Genomic DNA, 22,467 nt, shown 5'->3' with positions numbered 1-22,467 from the left:
GTCGTTGAGCATCGCCACGGCGCACGGCGTCCGGCTCAGAACATCCAGGGATTCTCAGCCCTGTGCCGGGCCTCGAAGGCGCGGATGTCGTCGGCAAAGGCGAGCGTGGAGCCGATCGCATCCCGTCCCGTGAGGAACGCCTCTTTCCTGGCGGCCTCGATCCCGAAGGGCACGCTCCGGCCATCGCCGCCCTCGATCCGGATGGTCTGTTGCTCGAGATCGACGGTGAGGCGGTTGCTTGCCGGATCGGAGACGGCATCGGCGAGAGCGCCGCACGTGGCCGCATCGAGGCTGATCGTGAGCAGGCCGTTGTTGGCGCAATTGTCGTTGAAGATGCCGGCGAACGTCGTGCCGATCAGGGCGCGGATGCCGAGTTGCTGAAGTCCCCATACCGCGTGCTCGCGGCTCGATCCGCAGCCGAAATTCGGACCGACCACAAGGAAAGAGGCGTCGCGGTATCCGTCCCGGTTCAAGACGAAGTCGGGGTTTGGCCTGCCCGCGTTGAAGCGAAGGAGATTGAAAACCCCCTCGCCGAGCCCGCTGCGATCGATCCCCTTGAGGAACATCTTGGGCATGATCACGTCGGTATCGACATTGGGCGTCATCATCGGCGCCGCGGTTCCGGTCACGCAATGGAACGGCGTCATTGCGCACCTTCCTTGATCAGGGCGCGCACGTCGGTGATGCGACCGGTGACGGCCGCAGCCGCGACCATCGCGGGGCTCATTAAATGGGTCCGGGCGCCGGGGCCCTGACGCCCCTCGAAATTGCGGTTGGTCGATGAAGCGGATCGCTGACCCGGCGCAAGAATGTCGTCGTTCATCGCAAGGCACATCGAGCAGCCGGACTGCCGCCACTCGACGCCGGCATCGATCAGGATCTGAGCGATCCCTTCGATTTCGGCCTGCACTCTGACCTGCGTCGAGCCGGGAACGACGATCGCGCGAACACCCGTCGCGACATGGCGGCCTCGGAAAACCTTTGCTGCCTCGCGCAGGTCCTCGATGCGGGAATTCGTGCACGAGCCGATGAAGGCGAAATCGATCGGGACCGATTGAATCGGCGTGCCCGCCTGCAACCCCATATAGCTCAAGGCACGGACGGCAGCGGCGTTGTTTTCCGGATCCGGCACCTGACCGGTGACCGCGATCGCCTGATCGGGACTGGTGCCCCACGTCACGACCGGCGCGACCTCTCCGGCGTCGACCGTCATTTCGCGGTCGAACCGGGCGTCGGGATCGGAGCCAAGCTGCAACCAGGCGCGGGCAGCACGGTCCCACATCTCGCCTTTTGGAGCCCGCGGCCGTCCCTCGAGATAATCGAGCACCTTCTGGTCGGGCGCGATGACGACGCCGCGTGCGCCGGCCTCGACGATCATGATCGACATCACGATGCGCCCCTTCGACGCTCATGTCGCGCACGGCGGGCCCCGCGAACTCGACCGCATAGCCGGTCGCACCGTCCGCGCCGACGCGCCGGATGATCTCCATGACGATGTCCTTGGGCGTGACCCCGAGCGGCAGGTGCCCGGTCACGTTGATGCGCATCGTCTTCAGGCGACGGTAGCGAACCGTCGAGGTCGCCAAATAGTGCTCGATGTCGGAGGTGCCGATCCCGTAGCCGAGCGCGCCGAACGCGCCGTAGGCCGTGGTGTGGCTGTCTCCCGCAGCGATCACCATTCCCGGCATCACCAGGCCCTGGTCCGGCGCAACGACGTGCTCGATGCCTTGCCGGGGATCCATGATGTCGAAATACTCGATGCCGAAATCGCGCGCGTTCTCGGCGAAATAGTCGACCTGCCGCGCCGCGTCGGCGTCGGGCATCCGGCGCGTTCGACTTGCCGCAGTCGGATTGACATGGTCGACGACCATGAGGGCTGCCGACGGATTCCAGACCTTTCGCCCGGCGGCGCGCAGTCCTGCGAAAGCCTGCGGACTGGTGTACTCGTTGAGCACCGTGCGATCGACGTAGAGCAGAACGAGACCGTCGTCGTCGATCCGCCGCACCACATGCGCGTCGACCAGCTTGTCGTAGAGCGTGCGCCCCAGCATTCCGCCTCCCGAATGGAAAATCTGACTTTCGGCGAGGGTGCAGGCCTGGGTTCTGGAAATCCAATGTCACGTCATGATATGATTATGCAAAATTTGCATAAGCAGGCCGGATCATGGAAATCAATTGGCTGCACGACTTCATTGCGGTGGCGACGGCGCGCAGCTTCTCGCGTGCCGCGGAGGAACGAAATTCGTCGCAACCTGCGCTCAGCCGGAGAATCAAGGCACTGGAGCTATGGACCGGCGCAGCACTGTTCGAACGCACGACACATGTCGTGCATCTCACCGCTGCCGGCGAAGCTTTCCGCCTGACGGCTGAAGACATCGTGCGGCGGCTCGCCGCCTGCCGGCTCGAAGCGCAAGAGCTGGCGCGCGGCTCGTCCGATGCCCTGAAGTTCGCATCGACCAATGCGCTGTCGTTGACCTTCTTCCCGGATTGGCTTCGGCAGATCGAGATGGCGCTTTCCTTTGTGCCGAACGTCCAGCTCGTCGCCAACCATATGGAGGCCTGCGAGCGCATGCTGCTTGCGGGCGAAGTCCATTTCCTGCTTTGCCATCATCATGCGGCTGCTGCGACTACGCTGACGAATTCGCATTTCCTGTCGATTCACGTCGGCAATGATCGCCTGATACCGGCCTCCGTACCGGGCTCGAAGTCGGGCAAGGCTCCTCGATTCAGATTGCCCGGAACCAGCTCTGCGCCCGTGACATTCCTGAGCTTCAAGACCGAGTCGGGCATGGGAAGGATTCTGGATGCCGTCCGCTCGGCATCACCGCTGCAAGCGCATTTGAAGCCGGCATTCACCTCGCACCTCGCAAAACTCCTCGTCACGATGGTGCAAGCCGGCCGCGGGATGGCCTGGCTTCCGGAGAGCCTCATCACCGATCAGCTTGCGTCGGGCGAGTTGGTCGCGGCGGGCAGTCCGGAATGGCATATCCCGATTGAGATCCGGGTGTTTCGTCCGCGATCGCGGCTGACGCCCGCGGCAGAGGCGTTCTGGAAGCACGTTCAGGAGCGCCCGGCCCGGAATCGCGACGCCAAGGTCGCTCGTTTGCGCCGCGGTCGATCAAAGGGCGCGCACCCATAAACCTTCGTCGATGTCGGTTCGACCCGACACCGACCGCTTTTCTGCGATGACAACAAATGTCACGATGGACCAGAAGGCGACATCGCCGACGCGCCACAATTGTCGCCGGCGACTTCTTCGATTGAACTGCCTAGCCGTGCAGTTGCGAGTTGAGGCCGCCCCAATTGGGTGTACGTCGGGTTGCCTCAAGAGCGCCGCTCTGGGAATTACGACGGAATAGAAGGCCCTTCTGGCCCGAGAGTTCTTTGGCTTTCAATACTCGGCCATCTTCCAAAAGGATGCGCGCGCCGGCCGTGACATAACAGCCCGCTTCGACGATACAATCGTCACCCAACGCAATGCCGATACCGGCGTTGGCTCCGATCAGACAGCGCTCGCCGACTGTAATCCTCTCTTTCCCTCCTCCGGACAGAGTGCCCATGATCGACGCTCCGCCACCAACGTCGCTGCCGCTTCCGACAACCACACCGGCGCTTATCCGGCCTTCGACCATGCAGGGACCGAGCGTGCCCGCATTGAAATTGCAAAAGCCTTCATGCATGACGGTCGTGCCCGGAGCCAGGTAAGCCCCAAGCCTTACGCGATCCGCATCTGCAATTCTCACGTCCGCAGGCGTGACATAATCAGTCATGCGCGGAAACTTGTCGACGCCGGTCACCTCAAACGCAACGGCACGCCTTCGCGCTAAGATGCGCGCTTCCGATACACGAGAGCATTCACAGGGACCGAGCGTCGTCCAGGCAACGTTGGGCAACAGACCGAAGATTCCGTCAAGGTTCATGCAATTGGGCTGGACGAGCCGGTGGCTCAGGAGGTGGAGTCGAAGATATGCGTCGTGCACATCAATCGGCGCAGATGCAAGGGTGTCAATTTCTGTACGAATGGCAACGATATCGACATTGCGAATGTCGTCGTGTCGCGCATATCCGTCTGCCGACTCGCCCAGCGATCTGCTGATCTCGTCGCTCGCCAGCCGTACCGTTGCCGCCTTGCCGCTCTCCGCAACGAGGCGTAGCTGAAGAAACCAGGAATCCAACACGCGACCGTCAGCAGCAATCGTCGCAAATCCCTCGCCGCTCGCGCCCCTCAGCTCCATCGCCATTTGGATGTCTCCCACCACGATCCTGCACGTGGAGCATACGCGAGCGCTCGTAAAAATGGCAACGTCCGGGCTTTCAAACACGTTTGCTTTGGATCATTTTCGACGGATTCATCAGGGATCTGTCAGTTTGGCTGCGCCCCGCCGGCAATGCCGTGACGCGACCGATCACGCGCCGGATCAGCCGCCTTCGCCGCCATCGGCCTCGCCCTCGTCGCCCGGCACGTATTCCAGAATATCTCCCGGCCGGCAGTCCAGTTCGCGACAGATCGCCGACAGCGTCGAGAAGCGCATCGCCTTGGCCTTGCCGGTCTTGAGGATCGACAGATTTTGAATCGAGATGCCGATCGCGTCCGCGAGGTCTCCGAGGCGGCGCTTGCGCTTTGCGAGCATGACATCGAGGTTCACCACGATGGGCACCGGCATTCACCTCAGATCGTGAGCTCGTTTTCGGACTGCAGCAGGATGGCGTGCTCGAGCACGAATTTCAGCGCCATCAGGAAAACCCCGCCCGCGATGGTGCCGACGTCGACGTTGTAGCTCGGCAGGAAGAACTTGATGTCGCCGGTTCGATACAAGACATAGAGCACCGCATTGGTCGTGATCGTATCGACGAACGGCCAGGCCACCAGAAAGATCCCCATCCACCACACCCCCTGCAGCGTTTCGGACGCGAAGATCCGCCCGTTGGCGAATCGGTTGACCATGCGATGAAGGATGCCGATCAGCACGGCGTAAAACGATACCCCAAGCGCGAACAGCGACCAGAACAGCACCTGGCCCATGGTCGACATGGTCAGCGGGTTGGCGACGATGCTGGCGCACTTCGCCTGCTCGCCGCTGAGGCTTTCGGCGATCGCGCCCGCGGCAGTCGTAGTCCGGTAATAGGCCAGCCACAGCACCACAGGCAGCGCGGCCCAGATCGCCCAGAACGCCCAATCGAGCCGGCGAAACCAAAGCTGGCGCTGCTCGCGAACCGATTTCCTCATTGCACCCATCCGAATAATTTTTTGCCCTGCAGGCCGTTACGGCCTGAAAGCATCATGCTGCGGTAATGTTGTTGACTCAACCTTAAACGTGATTTATTTCATGTTTATCATGAAATTTTTCATGAAGAAGGTGGATGATGACGTTACCCCCAGATATTAACGGCCTCCCCAGGACCCTGAAACAGCTGATCCGCGCTCACCTCACGCGCCGCCTGATCGTGGCCGCGTTCCACATTCCGCTGCTCGGCAGCGCCGCCGATGCCGCCAAAGCCACTGACAAGGCCAGCGATCCGGCCGGCGTCTGGCTGACCCAGTCCGGTGACGCCAGGATCAAGGTCCAGCGCTGCGGTAGCGCGCTGTGCGGCCGCGTCGTCTGGCTGAAGGAGCCGACCGACAAGGCCACCGGCAAGCCGCAGCGCGACGACAAGAATGCCGATCCCGCGCAGCGGACCCGGCCGGTGATGGGCATCTCGCTCTTCATCAACATGCAGCCCGCAGGCCCGAACAAATGGGCCGGCAGGATCTACAACGCCGATGACGGCAAGACCTATGAAAGCTCGGTGACACTGGTTTCGTCGGGCACGCTAAACGTTCGCGGCTGCATGGGAACGCTATGCGCGGGCGAAGACTGGACGCGGTGAAGGGATCTGGCCCCGACCCTTCATCGGCCAAGAAGAAAAGCAAACCCAGTCACTCAAGGCCGCCCCGTTTGGGCGGCCTTCTTTGTGAAGGCGACGCCTCCATGGACGCCGCAGCAAGCCGCGTCAGCTCCCGGCTCGTTTGGCATTGTTGAGCACCTTGCGCGGCGTAGCCGGACCGCCGGCGGACAGCAATGAAAGCGGCGCCTGTCTCCCGCACCTGCCAGAGGAGAAATCAGAGATTCCAGCAAGCGAGCCGGATTCATCAAAGCAGACATCGCTTCCCTGATATGCCCTGCCCCCTCTCGTAGGGAAAGCATAGAAGAGCGACGGCTTGCGCGCGCAAACCGTCGCAACGTTCTGTTTAACGCAGTGAACCACCGTAACGCCGCCGCTCCTCGCGAATCTCTTCGGCGCCATAAGGCTGGCTGGCAGGATCGAACGATTTCCACCCGGCCTTTTGCCACGCGGCACTCCGGTCACGCAGGTTGACGGACGACTCGTCGAGTATCGTCTCAACGCGAGGCCGCTCCGCATCCGCTACGCGCGCTGACACGAGCGTACCTCCGCGACGAACCCCTTCCGCGTAGGTGCCCGCATCCTCCCTTGAAACGCCGGCCTCCGTGAGCGCTCCGACAATTCCGCCCGTAGCGGCGCCCGCGGCAGCACCGACCGCAGTCGCGGCCAGCCAGCCTGCTGCGACAACGGGCCCAAGGCCAGGGATGGCCAGCAAGCCGAGACCGGCAAGTAGGCCGGCGGCTCCACCCAACCCCGCACCGATGCCGGCGCCCTTGCCGGCACCTTCGGCGCGATGGTCGACACCATCGCGGTCACGATCCACCTTCTTGTCGGAACTGAACCAGCTGTCCGAATTATTGGCAACGATGCTGATGTCCGAATGAGGCACGCCCTCAGCCTCGAGCCGTCGAACAGCCTGCTGGGCGTCATTGTATTGGTCGTAAAGGCGAGAAATTGTAACGGTCATTTTGTATCCTCGTTACTTGTTACTTGGCCGAATTGACGTTGCCTTGAAAGTCGACGCTGACTGCCGTGGCCGATCCGCCTTTGCTGGCTTGGCCGCGCCAGACGCCGTTGTCGTCCTTCTTCAACTCGGTGACGTTTGCGTAGCCGGCATCCTCGATCTTCGATTTGGCTTGGCCTTCGGTGAAACTGTTGTGACCCGCGACAGGAGCATCGGAGTTGTTCTGACCGGCACTGTTGACCGCGTTGTTGTTCGGCTGGGACTGCGCCGGCGAATTCTGCGCCGAGGCCGGCAATGCCGTGGCAGCCGCCAATAAAGAAATGCAAACGAAGATTGATGGGCGTTTCATAATTTTCTCCAGGGTCTGAGGAGTGAGCCAAGCCGCCGTTGAAGCTTTGGTTCCTCCATCGCCGCGCGGCTTGCGATCCGGGTCTGAAGTAAGCCACGTGTCCCCCACGATGAGAGCTGCAAGTGCACCGCTGGCGCCGAGCAGCATCAACACGCTGGGACCGAGCTCGCAGCTTGCGCGGCCGCATCCCGTTACTCACGCCAATCGTCCATGAAGCTCAGTCAGCCCGTGGGAGGTTCGTTCCTATCCCGCCATGCCGCATCCCCTCGCGATGTTAGGAACCTATCGTTGCACCTCCTGTTGCGTCTGCACGACATGACCGGCACGGCGCCGCGGGAGCCGTCCTCGACAGGGTCAAGGCCGAAGATCGTCGATGGCGAAATCGATCCCAGCATTGCGGTCAGTCATCCGGCCGGTCTCGGCCTGAGCTGTGCAAGAAATTTCGCGACAAAGAACGCGACAAAGAAGTCGGCGTCATCAAGATCGCAATCGGACCAGGACGCAGATCCGCAAGCAACCCGTCTCCAGCAGCTGGCTTCGTCCAGCGAAAGTGTCACATGCGCATTCTGAAAAAACGTTCGCCATCGCTGGCGGTCAGCGCCGTTCGTGCTCTGAGGGAATATCCGATGGCATCCGCCGTTGTCGCGGCAGTCGGCTTGATGGCTGCCGCTGCGGTCGTCAATCAACGACTTGCCGACAAGGCGCAGCGCGATCATCCGCCACAAGGACGTTTCATCGAAATCGACGGCGTCCGCCTGCACTATGTCGAACGCGGGTCCGGCCGGCCACTGGTCCTGCTTCATGGCAACGGCAGCATGATCCAGGATTTTGAGACGAGTGGTCTCATCGATCTCGCCGCCAGGCACTATCGCGTAATCGTGTTTGATCGCCCGGGCTTCGGCTACAGCCTGAGGCCCCGCAATGTCGTATGGACCCCCGCGGCCCAGGCGGATCTCTTCAGGGACGCGCTTGCGCACCTGGGCGTCGACAAGGCGATCGTGCTCGGACATTCCTGGGGGGCTTCCGTTGCAGTCGCCTTGGCGAGCAAGTATCCTTCGATGGTCGAAGCGCTAATACTGGCGTCAGGATACTATTTCCCGACGGCGCGCCCCGACGCGATCATGGCGATGGCCGGGCCGGCAATACCCGGATTCGGCGATATCCTCAGTCACACAATCTCGCCGATCCTCAGCCGCCTGATGTGGCCCGCCATGCTGCGGCAGCTTTTCGGACCCAAATCCGTCCCGCATAAATTCGACCGCTTTCCAAAATCATTGGCCGTGCGTCCATCGCAACTTCGCGCCAGTGCCGCCGAAGCTGCGCTAATGGTCCCTGCGGCGATCCTGTCCGCGAAGACCTACGGTGAATTGGCCATGCCGGTCGTCATCCTGGCAGGCGAGGACGATCGCATCATCGACATCGACGAGCAGTCCGGCAGGCTGCATGACGAGATCAAGCACAGCAAGATGCACCGCCTCCCGAGAGCCGGCCATATGATTCAGCAGTCGGATACGGCCGACCTGATGGCGGCGGTCGACGAAGCCGCGGCGGAAACGCTGCATTGAGAGCGTTCTAACTTCGCAGCGGATCTGGCTGCGGCGCTAGTCGCAGTTAGGAACGTTCAACCGAACGTCCTGTTGGCCACGTGTCCTCCTGCCAATCATCAAAGGTCTTCCCATGTATCATCACGTCAAGAAGCTCATGTTCACGGTCCGGGTCGATGAACCCGATCCTCGGTTCGGCAACATGCTGCTGGAACAGTTCGGCGGCGCCAACGGCGAGCTGGCGGCCGCCATGCAATATTCCATTCAAGGCCTCAATTGCGAAGATCCAGATCGCAAGGACCTCCTGATGGACATTGGAACGGAGGAATTGAGCCACCTCGAAGTCGTGGGTTCCCTCGCACGCCTGCATCTGAAACCCTTGAAGTTCGACCGCGAAGCGGCGGAAGCCGATCCCTTGATCGCTATCGCCGGAGGCGGCGGCGTCAATCTGTTCAACTCGCAAGGCAATGCCTGGACAGCCGACTATCTCAAGATCACCGGCGAACTGGACGTTGATCTGCGCAGCAACATCGCAGCAGAGGCTCGTGCCAAAATTGTTTATGAACGGCTGATCAATTTCTGTGATGACGCCGGGACCAAGGACGCGTTGCAGTTTTTGATGACGCGGGAAATCACCCATATGAAGGCGTTCGCGCTCGCGCTTGAGAGCATGGGGAAGCCCAGTTTCAGTATCGGCCGTATCGCTCCTACCCCGGGTCTCGTCGACCAGTTCTTCAACGATTCGACCGGTTCCGGCGAGAACGGTGAAATCGACACGCGAGGTCCCTGGAACGAGGGTGAAGCTTGGGTTTTCATGGAATCGCCGGCGCTCCAGAGTGGCGAGTCCGGCACGGCACCTTCCATCGTGGCCGAGAGTTCCCCACCCGAAGCATTCGTTGGTTTCGACGATCTGTTGATCGATCAGCTGCGGGACCTCTTGCATGCCGAGAAACAACTGACAAAGGCATTGCCTGAGATGATCGAGGCGGCACGCTACGACCAGCTCCGCGAGCTCTTCACAATGCATCTGATCGAGACCGAAGCACAGGTCGACCGCCTCGACGAGTGCTTCGGGTTGCTCGGCAAGAAGCCGCGCGCCAAGCCCTGCAAGGGTATGCAGGGGCTCGTCGACGAGGGCGGCGAAGTGATCAAGGAGAGTGCCAAGAAGGACGATGCAGCTGCGGATCTTGCCTTGATCGGCGCGGCACAGCGCGTCGAGCATTACGAAATTGCCGGCTACACCACTGCTCGCAACCTGGCGCAGCAATTGCGTTACAGTGCCATTGTCGCGCTGCTTTCGAAGACGTTGGCGGAAGAGGAGAACGCCGATCAGCTGCTCAATCAGGTCGCGCGCTCGCTGATGTCGGTTGCGAAAATGCCTTCCGCTATCGAGCAGACCTTGTCCGAAGATGAGTTACCCGCGGGGTAACTCGTCCTCAGAGCATTGATATTGAAGCAAGGCGGCCCTGGGGCGCCGCCTTGCTTCGCTCGCCAACGCCATCTGGCTGACGCCGCGCCTCGATCGCCTGCCAATACGTCTTTGGCAGCATCACGCCGACCGCAGCGCTCGCCTTCCAGAACCGGGGAACCAGTTTCAGCGTGGCCGCAACGCGGCGTAGCTCGAAGGCGGACTCGACCTGCGGATGACGCCGCAGGCCGGCGTCGGCATCGCCCATGTCGGACGTCTGCCGAGCGGGCGCAAAACACTCGGTAAAAGCCAATTTTTGCTGGAAATTCCGAGCTCGCCAGTTCCGCGGGTACCGTGCCCTCGTCGCCCGATCTGGGATGCCAACCAGTCCATCCTATTGCACTGCACAATCCGAAATGCTGCTATGCAAACAAGTCCGTTGCCTCTGGCATCTGGTATACATAGTTTGACTGCAGATGATGAGCCGGCCCGTTGCTGGCCCTGCAGTTGAAAGGGGACACCAATGTCCAAGACTACCGCAATCGCGTTCGCGCCCTCCTCCACCCTGTTCGGCCGCCTGATGGCCTCGATCGACCGCCTGCTGATGAAGAGCGCGGAGATCTCCAACCGCAATGGCGACCTGCCGCGCTTCGGCCTCTGAGGCCTGCGATTCCGCGCGCGCTGCACCGAGACTGTTTCGCGCAAGACGCGATCTGACATTGAACCTTCGACCAATGGCCCCGATTTTCGGGGTCATTTTTTTTGCGCGCTGAATTACTCTCACTGCGGTGACCGCCTTCAGTCCTCTGCGGCATATGCGCACGCGACCTCTGCGACAGCTTGAACCTTGGCATATCAAATACCAAGATGACCGAGCCGCGCCAGAAGCAGAATGACAAAGCGCGCACTGGGAGGATGAATGTCGGACATGGTTCAGGCAACTGCGGCCCCCGCGGCCGCGCGTGTCAGCGATACCTATCGCTGGACGCAACTTGCGATCGGCGTCGCCGCGATGGTGATGATCGCAAACTATCAATACGGGTGGACATTCTTCGTCCCCGACATCCAGAAGAAGTTTGGATGGGATCGCGCATCGATCCAGTGGGCCTTCACGCTGTTTGTGTTGTTCGAGACCTGGCTGGTGCCGGTCGAGGGCTGGTTCGTCGACAAATACGGTCCGCGCCTCGTCGTGCTGATCGGCGGCATTCTCTGCGCGATCGGGTGGGCGATCAACGCGCATGCGACCTCGCTGAACGGCTACTATCTCGGCATGATCGTCGCCGGCATCGGCGCCGGCGGCGTCTACGGCACCTGCGTCGGCAACGCGCTGAAATGGTTTCCCGACAAGCGCGGACTTGCGGCGGGCATCACTGCAGCCGGTTTCGGCGCGGGCTCCGCACTGACGGTCGCGCCGATCCAGGCGATGATCAAGGACTCCGGCTTCCAGACCACCTTCCTGTATTTCGGTCTCGGTCAGGGCATCATCATCGTGCTGCTCGCCTTCTTCCTGCTCGCGCCGAAGGCCGGACAGGTGCCGGCCGTCGTGGCCAATGCCAACATCATCCAGACCCGGCGCAACTATCAGCCGACCGAAGTGCTGCGGCAGCCGATCTTCTGGCTGATGTACTTCATGTTCGTGATCGTCGGCGCCGGCGGCCTGATGGTGACGGCGAACCTGAAGCCGATCGCGGTCGACTGGAAGGTCGACAGCGTGCCGGTCACGCTAATGGCGGTGACGATGACGGCGGTGACCTTCGCGGCCACCATCGACCGCGTCCTCAACGGTCTGACGCGTCCGTTCTTCGGCTGGATCTCCGACATGATCGGCCGCGAGAACACGATGTTCATCGCCTTCGGCATGGAAGGCTTCGGCATCTGGATGCTCTATCTGTGGGGCCACGATCCGGTCTGGTTCGTACTGCTATCGGGCTTCGTGTTCTTTGCCTGGGGCGAGATCTATTCGCTGTTCCCCTCGACCTGCACCGACACGTTCGGCGCCAAGTTCGCGACGACCAATGCCGGTCTGCTCTACACCGCGAAGGGCACCGCGGCGCTATTGGTGCCGATCGCCAACTACATGCAGCAGTCGTCGGGCCATTGGGACAACGTGTTCATCATCGCAGCCGGCGCCAACATCCTTGCCTCGCTGCTTGCGATCGCCGTGCTCAAGCCTTGGCGGAAAATCGTGGTCGAGAAATCGGCGGCGATGGCTTAAGCAACGCGCCACTCTTCGACTGACGAAAGCGCCCGGTCAAACACCGGGCGCTTTCATTTGCGGCATCGATCGCAAACTCAAATCAGCCCAAAGTATGCCAGTTTTGCTGCGACGCAGCAGAAAGATAGGCTTGCTTTCTGGAATATAGTATACCAACCTCCGGCCAAGCGCTTGCGACGATACGCCACAAGAATTGCGACACTGGGTCACAACAAGACCGGCGCGCTCGGGAGGATTTGATGGTTTCCAGCAATGCTGCCGTAACACAAGCACAACCTTCGTCCAGTGGCTTCCGCTGGCTTCAGCTTGTCATGGGCATCGTCTGCATGGCGATGATCGCGAATCTGCAATATGGCTGGACGCTGTTCGTCGATCCGATCGACGGCGCGCATCATTGGGGCCGCGCAGCGATCCAGTTCGCCTTCACGATCTTCGTGGTGACGGAGACCTGGCTGGTGCCGGTCGAGGCCTGGTTCGTCGACAAATACGGCCCGCGGGTCGTCATCATGTTCGGCGGCGTCATGATCACGCTGTCCTGGGTGCTGAACTCCTACGCGGATTCACTCACCCTGCTCTACGCCGCGGCTGTCGTCGGCGGCATCGGCGCCGGCTCGGTGTACGGCACCTGCGTCGGCAATGCGCTGAAATGGTTTCCCGATCGCCGCGGCCTCGCCGCCGGCGCAACGGCGGCGGGCTTCGGCGCAGGCGCGGCGCTGACCGTGGTGCCGATCGCCAACATGATCGCCTCGAGCGGCTACCAGACCGCGTTCTTCGATTTCGGCATCGGGCAAGGCCTGATCGTGTTCCTGCTCGCCTTCTTCATCCAGAAGCCTGCGGTCACGATCCCGCCGAGGAAGAAGCAGCTCAACCTGCCGCAGACCAAGATCGACTTCACGCCGCCGCAGGTGCTGCGCAGCCCGATCTTCTGGGTGATGTATCTTGTGTTCGTGATGGTCGCCTCCGGCGGCCTGATGGCGGCCGCGCAGATCGCGCCGATCGCGCACGACTACAAGATCGCCACCACGCCGGTCTCGCTCGCCGGCTTCCAGATGGCCGCGCTGACCTTTGCGATCTCGCTCGACCGCATCTTCGACGGGTTCGGGCGGCCGTTCTTCGGCTGGGTCTCCGACAATATCGGCCGCGAGCACACCATGTTCATCGCGTTCGGCACCGGCGCGCTGATGCTGCTGACGCTGTCCACCTGGGGCCACAACCCGCTGGTGTTCGTGCTGGCGACCGCGGTCTATTTCGGCGTGTTCGGCGAGATCTACTCGTTGTTCCCGGCGACCTCCGGCGACACCTTCGGCTCGAAGTATGCGACCACCAACAACGGCATGCTCTACACCGCGAAGGGCACCGCCGCACTGTTGGTGCCGGCCGCCAGCATTGTTGCCGCCAGCTATGGTTGGCAGGCGGTGTTCGTGATCGCGGTCGCGCTGAACGCCACCGCGGCGCTGATGGCGCTGTTCGTGATCAAGCCGATGCGCCGCGCCTTCATCAACGGCAACGAGGCTGCCGCCGCCGCAGCCGAGACCGCGACGAATGCCAAGACAGCTTGATATGTCGACTTGAAATGCCGGCCTGATTTCGGAACTGGCTGTGAACTGATCGAGGCGCACTTCGGTGCGCCTCTTTCGTTTTGACCCGACAGGGATGCCAGATACCACAGGCGCCCGGGAGCCGTGGACGGCCAGCCCGCTCAGGCCAGGTCACAATCGTCTGAAACGTCAGCGACTCTGCCTATTTCAGCTGTTCGCAGGTGGTAGATTTCTGTGACGGCCGCGTTGACAATTGGCATTTTGTATACCATAATCCTGTCAACGATAAACCAAGGAGGTTGCCATGCAAGTCGGAGATATCCTGCGCAAGAAGACCCCTCGCGTTGCCACGGTTCGCATGAACGAGACGGTGGCGATCGCCGCGCAATTGATGCGCGCCAGCAATATCAGCGCGCTCGTGGTCAAGGATGTCGTTCGCACCGAGGGCAACACCGCCGTCGGCATGTTCACCGAGCGCGACGTGGTGCGCGCGATTGCCGAGCACGGCGCGGCCGGCGCCAGCATGAAGGTCTCGCAGCTCGTCTCGGTGCAGCAGCTGGTGTCGTGCACCTCGAGCGACACGCTCGAGCACATCCGTCATCTCATGACCAAGCACCACATTCGCCACGTGCCCGTGATCGACGATTACAGCCTGATCGGCGTCGTCAGCATGCGCGACATCGCGGCCGCGTTCGACGAGGAAACCTCCGCGTTGAACAAGCAAGCCGTGCCGGCGTAACAGACATCTCGATTGCCGCTGCTCTCAGCCAGGCGCTGTGTATTTGGTTCAACGGCGCCTGAGCAATTGACTGAAACTTTCGGCCCCGTCCTCACCTGACCTGCGCGCCCCGTCATTTCCGCATGGGCGCGCCGCAGGTCGCCGGTAGACATTTGCCGGACAGGACTGCATCCTTCCCTCGACATCCAAAAACAACACCGTGCGCGGCCGTCCGCGGCGCGGAAAATTCTGATGGAAACGAGGGCAGAATGATCAAGACACGCTTCACCGAAATGTTCGGCGTCGACCACCCGATCGTGCAGGGCGGCATGCAATGGGTCGGGCGCGCGGAGCTGGTTGCCGCCGTCGCCAATGCTGGCGCGCTCGGCATGATCACCGCGCTGACGCAGCCGACGCCGGACGATCTGCGCAAGGAAATCGCGCGCTGCCGCGAGCTGACCGACAAGCCGTTCGGCGTCAACCTGACCATCCTGCCCGCGATCAAGCCGCCGCCTTACGCCGAGTATCGCCAGGCCATCATCGAGAGCGGCATCAAGATCGTCGAGACCGCCGGCAACAAGCCGCAGGAACATGTCGACGAGTTCAAGCGACACGGCGTCAAGGTGGTGCACAAGTGCACCAGCGTCCGCCACGCGCTGTCCGCCGAGCGGATGGGCGCCGACGCGATCTCGATCGACGGCTTTGAATGCGCCGGCCATCCGGGCGAGGACGACACCCCCGGCCTGATCCTGATTCCAGCTGCCGCCGACAAGGTGAAGATCCCGATGATCGCCTCCGGCGGCTTCGGCGATGCCCGCGGCCTCGTCGCAGCGCTGGCGCTCGGCGCCGAAGGCATCAACATGGGCACGCGCTTCATGTGCACCAAGGAGAGCCCGATCCATCAGCTCGTGAAGGAACGCATCGTCGCCAATGACGAGCGCGAGACCGAGCTGATCTTCCGCACCATGCGCAACACCTCGCGCGTCGCCAGGAATGCGATCTCGACCAAGGTCGTGCAGATGGAGAAGGAAGGCGCCAAGTTCGAGGACGTCCGCGAGCTGGTTGCCGGCGCCCGCGGCAAGATGGTCTACGCGACCGGCGATGCCGACGAGGGAATCTGGTCGGCCGGCCAGGTGCAGGGCCTGATCCACGACATTCCGTCCTGCGCCGAACTGATCTCGCGCATCGTGAGCGAGGCGGAAGCGATCATCCGCGAACGTCTGGACCGCATGACGTCGGTGGGCAAGCGCCAGGCCGCCGAATAAGCGGCCGAGGGTAAGACGAGTTACCCGTCACCCTGAGGTGGCCGCTTCTTCAGCGGCCCTCGAAGGGTCGACGGCCACCGGCCGGGCCGTTCATCCTTCGAGACGCGCTGCGCGCTCCTCAGGATGACGGTACCTCAGAGGTATCTCGCGTTTGACGACACAAACAAGAACAAGCCCATGGTGCGATCGTTTCGCATCATGGGCATCGGAACAGCCGGCGGGAGCCTACATGCGTCTGTTCAAGGCGGCCGTTGCGGCCGCGCTCTGCCTGTCGGCCGCGTGTGCACACGCGGCCGGTCTCCGACTCATCAAGGTGCAGTCCGACGGCGCCCCGCCGATGCAGATCGCCGTGTGGTCGCCCTGCGCCGCGCCCGCGGGCGAGGTCAAGCTCAAGACCTCGACGCTGCCCGGAACGGAGGACTGCCCCGTCGTCGGCGAGAAGCTGCCGCTGGTCCTGATCTCGCACGGTTTCGGCGGCAGCTTCACCGGACATCACGACACCGCCGAGACGCTGGCCGATGCCGGCTTCGTCGTGGTCGCCGTCAATCATCCCGTCGATACCGGCGCAGGCGATATGACGCGAGCCGATACGCTGGCCGCGCTGGTCGAGCGCTCCGCCGACATCAAGCGGGCGATCGACTACATGCTCGACGCATGGTCGGATCGCACCAAGCTCGACCCCGGCAAGATCGGCTTCTTCGGCTTTTCCCGCGGCGGCTACACCGGCCTCGTCGTCGCCGGCGCCAAGCCGGACATCAGCAAGGCCACCGCGTTCTGCGACGTGCCCTATCGCAAGCCGAGCTGCGAGGAATTGCAGCGCAACGAGCTTCCGGCAGAGGCTGTCGTGCATGACCCGCGCGTCAAGGCGATGGTGATTGCCGATCCGGCGTTCGGTCCGCTGTTCGATCGCGACGCCTTGAAGGATGTGACGATCCCGACCCAGCTCTGGGCCTCCGAGCTCAGCGGCGACGACAAGATCACCGAAATCAATCCCGGCTACGTCACGGCGATCAATCAGCAGCTGCCGATCAAGACCGACTATCATGTGGTCCGCAATGCCGGACATTTCGTGTTCCTCGTGCCCTGCTCCGAAAGCCTGGCCGCCCGGTTGCCGAAGATCTGCACGGACCGGCCGGGCTTTGATCGCGTCGCGTTCCACAAGGAATTGAACGCTGACATCCTCGCCTTCTTCCGCAAAGAGCTGGACGTCCACCAGCCCTGACCTCACATCATCAAGCGCGCGACGTGTCCCAACAGACCTGACGCAAGACACGCCTCGGCCAACACAGCCGGAGAGAACGATATGAAAGCTTACGTGTACGGAGCCAATGGCCCCGAAATCGCCGACGTCGCGAAGCCCGTGCCGAAGGGCACGCAGGTGCTGGTCAAGGTTCACGCCTGCGGGCTGAACCGCGCCGATCTTGGCATGACCAAGGGCCACGCCCACGGCGCAGCCGGCGGCGTCGGCACCGTGCTCGGCATGGAATGGGCCGGCGAGGTCGCCGAGTTCGGCCCCGACGCCAAGGGTGTCAAGGTCGGCGACAAGATCATGGGCTCCGGCGGCGCGGCGTTCGCCGAATACACACTCGCCGATCACGGCAGGCTGTTCCGTAGCCCATCGAACATGAACTTCGACGAGGCCGCCACCCTGCCCGTCGCGCTCGCCACCATGCACAATGCCGTCGTCACCAATGGCGCGTTGCAGGCGGGCCAGACCGTGCTGATCCAAGGCGCGAGCTCCGGCGTCGGCCTGATGGCGATGCAGATCGCGAAGCTGAAAGGCGCCAAGCTCGTGGTGGGATCCTCGACCGATGCGATGCGCCGCGGCCGCTTGACGGAATTCGGCGCCGATCTCGCCGTGGACTCGAAGGATCCCGGCTGGGTCGATCAGGTGTTGCAGGCAACCAATGGTGAAGGCGTCGATCTGATCGTCGATCAGATCTCAGGACCGGTCGCGAACCAGAACCTCAAGGCGACCAAGGTCAAGGGCCGCATCGTCAATGTCGGCCGGCTCGGCGGCACCCACGCCGATTTCAATTTCGACCTGCATGCGGCGCGCCGCATCCAGTACATCGGCGTCACCTTCCGCACCCGCTCGATCGAGGAGATCAGAGAGATCTTCGACGATGTGCGCAAGGACATCTGGCCCGCGGTCGAGGCGCGCAAGCTGCAGCTGCCGATCGACCAGGTCTACAAATTCGCCGACATCGGCAAGGCGTTCGAGCACATGGAAGCCAACAAGCACCTCGGCAAGATCGTGGTGACGCTGTAGCGACCAGATGCTTGATGCGTAGAGCGGATTAGCGACGCCTCATCCGCCGTTCTTTCTCCGGGTGCAACGGCGGATTACGCCGGAGCCTGTCATCGGGCCGCGCTTCGCGCGGACCCGGTGGGCTATTCCGCCCTACGCCCTTGCACTACGCCCCCCAATCTCGGCCTTACCTGCGTGATGGCGACGCCGGAGGTCGCGAGCAGCCCGCCGACAACCAATTTCGGCGTCACGCGTTCGCCAAGGAACATCACGCTCGAGATCAGGGCGAACACCGGAAGCAGCAGACCGAACGGCGCGACGCGGCCCATCGAGCAACGGGCGATCAGCCAGAACCAGAGGCCAAAGCCGACAATGCCACCGATGAAGATGGTGTAGGCGAGCGCCAGCCAACCGTGTTGATCCGCCGTGCCTAGGCTCGCCAGCTGTCCATATTCGAGCAGCAACGACATCAACATCACTTGCGGCACGGTGAGTAGCGACGACCAGCCCATCAACATCAGGGGATCAAACGGGCCGTAGCGTTTCGTCAGGACGTTGGACACAGCGAACGCGAACGCTGCCCCGACCACAAGCAGCAGCGGAAGCGCGTTGGTCGACAGCCCCGGCCCCGCTGCCAACACTACCACGCCGGCGAATGCAAGCACCACTCCGGCTGACGTGACAAGAGACGGCCTCTCGGCGAGCAACGGCCAGGCCAGCAGGACGGTGAAAGGCGGCGCGAGTTGATATGCGACAGCCGATATGCTTCCCGAGCCGAGCCCAAGACCAACATAGAACAGCCCGAAGTTCAGTCCACCAAGGAAAAGCGAAATGGCCGCGATGGGGCCGAACTGTTGACGCGTGGGCCTCTTGACGAACGGAACAAGCAGCAGCGCGATCGCCAGGAAGCGCAGTGCGAGGAAGAACAGCGGCGGAAACTCCGTGACGCCCACCTTGATGGCCACGAACTGAAGACCCCAGAGCAAGGGAACGGCCACTGCGCAGACGATCTGGATGGCAGACATGGCATCATTCCTTTCAAGACCGATCAGTCCAAATATGGGCGCACCAATAGCGAAGGCGTCCATGGGTTATTGTTTATCTGATGAAGCGATCGAGAAGCGCGTCAGCGGTGGCTTGCCACGTGATCCGTGTCTGTGCCGTTTTGGCGACCACTCGTAACCCCCAAACGAAACAGACGAGAATTCGGGCGGCGCTTGCAGGCTCGACGCCATCGGCCAATCTGCCCGCCGCCTCCGCGCGGGACAGCGCGTCCGCCAACCTGGCTTCCATGGTTTTGAAAAAACCCGCGACGCGACGACCAGCCTCAGCATCCTGCCCGGCCAGTTCCATGGCTGTCGCCACCAGCAGGCATCCGCGCCGGCCATTGGCGCCGCTGGCACGCTCGACGTAACCGGCAAGGTAGGCCCGCAAGCCGGCGACCGGCTCTCCGCGAGGGGCGAGTTCAACATCCATCCGCGTCTGGGCATCGGCAATGTAGCGATCGAGCGCGCGCAGGAACAGCGAGTGCTTGTCACCGAAAGCGGCGTAAAGGCTGCCGCGCGAGAGTTTCGTTGCACGCAGCAAGTCCGGCAGCGCCGTGGCGTGATAGCCGCGCGACCAGAACACATCCATCGCGCGTTCGACGGCGGCTTCGACGTCGAAACTTCGGGGACGGCCACGGGGCGACTGCACGGGGGCTTGGCGGCTCATTGCCAATATATAGACCGATCGGTCTTTAAATTGCAAGTCATCGCTTTGGGCACGGGCGCGGCAGAGCTGGCGGGATTCGTCGGTGCTTTGGCGACATCGCGACGCGATGCCAACCTAGATCAGCGATGTCGGGTTCAATTGAACCGGAAAAGCCGGCCGCCGTCACGCCCGGCTTCATATCCTCGTTGCGCGGCGATCTGATGCGAGCACCCTGCGGTGAAAAGGAGAGAGCCATGACGATGGCTTCCACGACCATCGTTAGACCTTCGCTCCACCACGTGACGATGAAAACCAGCCGCCTCGACCAGTTGTCCGTTCCTGGTCGGGCATAGAGTGGGTAGCGCGTAGAGCGGATCAGCGAAGCGTAACCCGCCCTCGCGCGCTCTTTGCGGTGCAATATTCAGCCGACCGGTCCCGGAGTCCAATAATCCCCCGCAAGCGGGCTAACTTTTACGTCGCTAATGACCCCGAGCTCCAGGCTTGGATCGAAATAGCGCATCGTCCGCTCATTGAGGTCAATGATGCGGCCGGGCCGTAGTGGCCCCACGTCATTTATCTTCACGATGGCCTTCTTGCCTACAGCCTCGACGAGGGCATATTTCGGCCTCGCGCCAAATTGGACCCCACCAAACTTCCGACGCAGACTTGTCTTGATGGCAGCCGCCCAGACCGAGCGATCATAGCGCTCGCCGGAGGCTGTGCTCGGACCGCCCTCCTCCTTGCCGGGCTCGAACGGATTGTACATGGAGGCCGCGCCGACGATCGCATCTCCACAAGCAGCATTGACGACATCGCTTGAATGAACTGCACCGATTTCACTTCCAGAAGCGCGGCCGAAAATGGCGAGCGCAACTACGGCGCCGCAGACTGCGGCGCTCGAGCCGAACAGCATCATAACTCCTTGACTGATTTTTCTCGATCGTTCGGTTCCCGATTCCGCAAACATGGTCGAGTGAACGCGGAGGCGCTAACTCTGGGCAATTCTTTGCGGATTCGTGCCATTTCCGGCGACGGAACCATTGTGGGAACCGCGGCGGTCCCACACAGTGTTTTTAATTCTCGCCCGACTAAGACAGAGATTGCGTCAGCAGCATGACTGGATGGAACCTGTTCGACCGCGCGTCAACAGTGTATCGGCGCTACCTTCCGTACCCGCTCGATCGAGGAGATCCGCGAGGTCTTCGACGCGGTGTGCAAGGACATCTGGCCCGCGGTCGAGGCACGCAAGCTGTAGCTGCCGATTGACCAAGTCTACAGATTCGCCGCCGCCGGCAAGGCGTTCGAACACATGGAGGCCAACAAGTACGACGCTGTAGCTGCGTTGGCGTATTAGCGAAGCGGGCTGTGACGAGCCACGCGAACACTGCGCTGATGGGGAAAAGCGACAACGCACGGAATTCCGAATCGAGGCGCTGTTGCCGGATGAGCTTCGATGATCACCGCATCGACGGTTACCAGTCGTCGTAGAGCCATTCCCTTTGCATTCGAGGCGGCGCTCTCGCGTAGGGCGGCTCATATGTCCGCTGGGGCTTGCGCGAGGTCGGAGCCGGCTGCGCCGGAGGCGCTGACGTCTTCTGCTCGGAAACCTTCGCGAGTGCCCGTTTCAATTCCTCCTGGCTTGCCTTGAGCTCCTCAATGGCCTTGGAGCTCTCGCGGGCCGCTTGTTGCTGGTCCGCCTTGAGCTGTTCGATGTTTCGCTGCACGTTCGCGAGATCGCGGGCAATGGTTTGCAGCAGCTCGGTTCGATCCGGAACCGCTGCAGGAACTGGCGGCGCGGTGTCCTGCGTTGCTTTCGGCGCGGCGTCCTGCGGCGCGGTCGAAGGCGCGGGCGTCGGTTGCTGCGGTACGGCTTCCGCCGCGGCGACTTGAACGGCAGATGGAGCGGACTGCGCGGGAAGCGGCGGATCATCCCGCGGCGATGATGGAGTCGAAGCCAGCTGCGGCACCCAGCGGGCGACGACCAGCTTGGCTCTCGCACCATACGACGACTGCGAAGCCAAGGCAGCGATAACGACACACGCCGCGAGCGACAAGGCGCCAAAGGCCCGGAAAGCCGGCCTTCCGGACGATGATTGCGAGCCAGGTCCGGACGAAGCAGGGGCAGGCTCGACCAAAGGCGGGTCAGATTGAGCCGGCGGTGGTGGCGCAGCATCGCGCTCCATCTTTGCAAGCCGCTCACTCAAGCGTGTGAGCTCCTCATCAGCGCGGACGATCTGCTTGTGGGCTTCCGCGAGTCGCTCATCGGCACTCGCGATCGGCCGCTCAGCAGGTTCACCTGCATTCGGAGTGGGTGTGGAGTTCATTGGCGTGTCCCTCTTCCGTCCAATGTCATCCAAGACTGCCGTCTCGGTTATCCATCAGGGTCGACCAGCGCCCAGCCCCCGGTTAGGTCTCGTCCAAGCAATAGTAGCGTGCTTGACGTCTCGTGATAAGCAGGATCGTCCTCCCGTGGTGATGACGACTGTTGCCAATTCGACACGACGGGCAACTCAGCAAAGCGCGTCAATCCCCCTCAGCCCCCTTCAAGTGAGCAGGCGGAACGAAATCCAAAGCTCGGACAAATTGTGTCGCGAGAATGCGAAGCAGCATCCGCACCCACACTGTCATCGCCCGGCTCGA

At 62.3% G+C, this 22,467-nt stretch carries 22 protein-coding genes and 2 pseudogenes; 12 read left to right on the top strand and 12 right to left on the bottom strand.

Going from position 1 to position 22,467, the window contains the following annotated elements:
- Positions 1 to 35: 35 nt before the first annotated feature.
- Positions 36 to 647: a 3-isopropylmalate dehydratase small subunit gene (gene leuD, locus ACVIGA_RS35725; RefSeq protein WP_223968413.1), complete on the bottom strand. Its 612-nt coding sequence runs from the start codon at positions 645 to 647 to the stop codon at positions 36 to 38.
- Positions 644 to 2,051, bottom strand: a pseudogene (gene leuC / locus ACVIGA_RS35720) (3-isopropylmalate dehydratase large subunit). The gene leuD and the pseudogene leuC overlap by 4 nt, the downstream one beginning before the upstream one ends.
- A 113-nt stretch (positions 2,052 to 2,164) precedes the next feature.
- On the opposite strand from leuC, the gene ACVIGA_RS35715 reads away from it, so the two are divergent.
- Positions 2,165 to 3,139, top strand: a complete 975-nt coding sequence (locus ACVIGA_RS35715; protein ID WP_456669694.1) for a LysR family transcriptional regulator — start codon at positions 2,165 to 2,167, stop codon at positions 3,137 to 3,139.
- A gap of 130 nt (positions 3,140 to 3,269) precedes the next feature.
- Here the strand turns inward: ACVIGA_RS35715 and dapD are convergent, their stop codons facing one another.
- From dapD to ACVIGA_RS35700, 3 genes are all read right to left on the bottom strand, one after another.
- The gene (gene dapD / locus ACVIGA_RS35710) at positions 3,270 to 4,241 is read right to left on the bottom strand and encodes a 2,3,4,5-tetrahydropyridine-2,6-dicarboxylate N-succinyltransferase (RefSeq protein ID WP_456669693.1); all 972 of its coding nucleotides are present in this window, start codon (positions 4,239 to 4,241) and stop codon (positions 3,270 to 3,272) included.
- Positions 4,242 to 4,418: 177 nt separating this feature from the next.
- Positions 4,419 to 4,658, bottom strand: coding sequence for a helix-turn-helix domain-containing protein (locus tag ACVIGA_RS35705; RefSeq protein WP_050405125.1), 240 nt, complete (start codon positions 4,656 to 4,658; stop codon positions 4,419 to 4,421).
- Positions 4,659 to 4,669: 11 nt separating this feature from the next.
- Positions 4,670 to 5,227: a DUF2975 domain-containing protein gene (locus ACVIGA_RS35700; RefSeq protein WP_456669692.1), complete on the bottom strand. Its 558-nt coding sequence runs from the start codon at positions 5,225 to 5,227 to the stop codon at positions 4,670 to 4,672.
- 134 nt (positions 5,228 to 5,361) lie between these two features.
- On the opposite strand from ACVIGA_RS35700, the gene ACVIGA_RS35695 reads away from it, so the two are divergent.
- A complete protein-coding gene (locus ACVIGA_RS35695) occupies positions 5,362 to 5,868 on the top strand; it encodes a DUF2147 domain-containing protein (RefSeq protein ID WP_456669691.1) in 507 nt (168 codons plus the stop codon).
- A gap of 361 nt (positions 5,869 to 6,229) precedes the next feature.
- On the opposite strand, the gene ACVIGA_RS35690 is transcribed toward ACVIGA_RS35695, so the two are convergent.
- Positions 6,230 to 6,850 (bottom strand): general stress protein, encoded by a 621-nt coding sequence (locus tag ACVIGA_RS35690; RefSeq protein ID WP_456669690.1) that lies wholly within the window; start codon positions 6,848 to 6,850, stop codon positions 6,230 to 6,232.
- A 19-nt stretch (positions 6,851 to 6,869) separates the two neighbouring features.
- Positions 6,870 to 7,196 (bottom strand): hypothetical protein, encoded by a 327-nt coding sequence (locus ACVIGA_RS35685; protein ID WP_456670960.1) that lies wholly within the window; start codon positions 7,194 to 7,196, stop codon positions 6,870 to 6,872.
- Positions 7,197 to 7,753: 557 nt separating this feature from the next.
- On the opposite strand from ACVIGA_RS35685, the gene ACVIGA_RS35680 reads away from it, so the two are divergent.
- Together ACVIGA_RS35680 and ACVIGA_RS35675 are read left to right on the top strand one after the other, a co-directional pair.
- On the top strand, positions 7,754 to 8,761 hold the full coding sequence (locus ACVIGA_RS35680; RefSeq protein WP_212310979.1) for an alpha/beta fold hydrolase: 1,008 nt from the start codon (positions 7,754 to 7,756) through the stop codon (positions 8,759 to 8,761).
- Positions 8,762 to 8,873: 112 nt separating this feature from the next.
- Complete coding sequence (locus ACVIGA_RS35675) at positions 8,874 to 10,169, top strand: DUF892 family protein (protein WP_212310980.1); 1,296 nt, start codon at positions 8,874 to 8,876, stop codon at positions 10,167 to 10,169.
- A gap of 7 nt (positions 10,170 to 10,176) precedes the next feature.
- Here the strand turns inward: ACVIGA_RS35675 and ACVIGA_RS35670 are convergent, their stop codons facing one another.
- Positions 10,177 to 10,416 carry a hypothetical protein gene (locus tag ACVIGA_RS35670; protein WP_212310981.1) on the bottom strand — a complete coding sequence of 80 codons (240 nt, stop codon included), beginning with the start codon at positions 10,414 to 10,416 and terminating at the stop codon, positions 10,177 to 10,179.
- 255 nt (positions 10,417 to 10,671) lie between these two features.
- On the opposite strand from ACVIGA_RS35670, the gene ACVIGA_RS35665 reads away from it, so the two are divergent.
- The 7 genes from ACVIGA_RS35665 to ACVIGA_RS35635 all read left to right on the top strand — a co-directional run bounded on the left by ACVIGA_RS35665 (position 10,672) and on the right by ACVIGA_RS35635 (position 18,156).
- Positions 10,672 to 10,809 (top strand): hypothetical protein, encoded by a 138-nt coding sequence (locus ACVIGA_RS35665; protein WP_456669689.1) that lies wholly within the window; start codon positions 10,672 to 10,674, stop codon positions 10,807 to 10,809.
- A gap of 258 nt (positions 10,810 to 11,067) precedes the next feature.
- On the top strand, positions 11,068 to 12,363 hold the full coding sequence (oxlT, locus tag ACVIGA_RS35660) for an oxalate/formate MFS antiporter (protein ID WP_456669688.1): 1,296 nt from the start codon (positions 11,068 to 11,070) through the stop codon (positions 12,361 to 12,363).
- Positions 12,364 to 12,602: 239 nt separating this feature from the next.
- Positions 12,603 to 13,922 (top strand): oxalate/formate MFS antiporter, encoded by a 1,320-nt coding sequence (gene oxlT, locus ACVIGA_RS35655; RefSeq protein WP_456669687.1) that lies wholly within the window; start codon positions 12,603 to 12,605, stop codon positions 13,920 to 13,922.
- Between the two features lie 283 nt (positions 13,923 to 14,205).
- The gene (locus ACVIGA_RS35650; RefSeq protein WP_223968393.1) at positions 14,206 to 14,640 is read left to right on the top strand and encodes a CBS domain-containing protein; all 435 of its coding nucleotides are present in this window, start codon (positions 14,206 to 14,208) and stop codon (positions 14,638 to 14,640) included.
- 248 nt (positions 14,641 to 14,888) lie between these two features.
- Positions 14,889 to 15,884: an NAD(P)H-dependent flavin oxidoreductase gene (locus ACVIGA_RS35645; RefSeq protein ID WP_456669686.1), complete on the top strand. Its 996-nt coding sequence runs from the start codon at positions 14,889 to 14,891 to the stop codon at positions 15,882 to 15,884.
- A gap of 229 nt (positions 15,885 to 16,113) precedes the next feature.
- Entirely contained in the window at positions 16,114 to 17,106 is a 993-nt protein-coding gene (locus ACVIGA_RS35640; protein ID WP_456669685.1) for an alpha/beta hydrolase family protein, read from the top strand.
- Between the two features lie 81 nt (positions 17,107 to 17,187).
- Positions 17,188 to 18,156 carry a zinc-binding dehydrogenase gene (locus ACVIGA_RS35635; RefSeq protein WP_456669684.1) on the top strand — a complete coding sequence of 323 codons (969 nt, stop codon included), beginning with the start codon at positions 17,188 to 17,190 and terminating at the stop codon, positions 18,154 to 18,156.
- Positions 18,157 to 18,278: 122 nt separating this feature from the next.
- Here the strand turns inward: ACVIGA_RS35635 and ACVIGA_RS35630 are convergent, their stop codons facing one another.
- The 3 genes from ACVIGA_RS35630 to ACVIGA_RS35620 all read right to left on the bottom strand — a co-directional run bounded on the left by ACVIGA_RS35630 (position 18,279) and on the right by ACVIGA_RS35620 (position 20,743).
- Positions 18,279 to 19,160: a DMT family transporter gene (locus tag ACVIGA_RS35630; protein ID WP_456669683.1), complete on the bottom strand. Its 882-nt coding sequence runs from the start codon at positions 19,158 to 19,160 to the stop codon at positions 18,279 to 18,281.
- A gap of 73 nt (positions 19,161 to 19,233) precedes the next feature.
- On the bottom strand, positions 19,234 to 19,848 hold the full coding sequence (locus ACVIGA_RS35625; RefSeq protein WP_456670959.1) for a TetR/AcrR family transcriptional regulator: 615 nt from the start codon (positions 19,846 to 19,848) through the stop codon (positions 19,234 to 19,236).
- Positions 19,849 to 20,248: 400 nt separating this feature from the next.
- Positions 20,249 to 20,743 (bottom strand): RlpA-like double-psi beta-barrel domain-containing protein, encoded by a 495-nt coding sequence (locus ACVIGA_RS35620; protein WP_375780022.1) that lies wholly within the window; start codon positions 20,741 to 20,743, stop codon positions 20,249 to 20,251.
- Between the two features lie 237 nt (positions 20,744 to 20,980).
- Here ACVIGA_RS35620 and ACVIGA_RS35615 point away from each other — a divergent pair.
- Positions 20,981 to 21,181, top strand: a pseudogene (locus ACVIGA_RS35615) (hypothetical protein); the annotation flags it as partial.
- A gap of 118 nt (positions 21,182 to 21,299) precedes the next feature.
- On the opposite strand, the gene ACVIGA_RS35610 reads toward ACVIGA_RS35615, so the two are convergent.
- The gene (locus ACVIGA_RS35610; protein ID WP_456669682.1) at positions 21,300 to 22,151 is read right to left on the bottom strand and encodes a hypothetical protein; all 852 of its coding nucleotides are present in this window, start codon (positions 22,149 to 22,151) and stop codon (positions 21,300 to 21,302) included.
- Between the last annotated feature and the right edge of the window lie 316 nt (positions 22,152 to 22,467).

This window comes from Bradyrhizobium sp. USDA 3240 (assembly GCF_054063295.1).
This window is presented reverse-complemented; position numbering and strand designations above follow the sequence as displayed.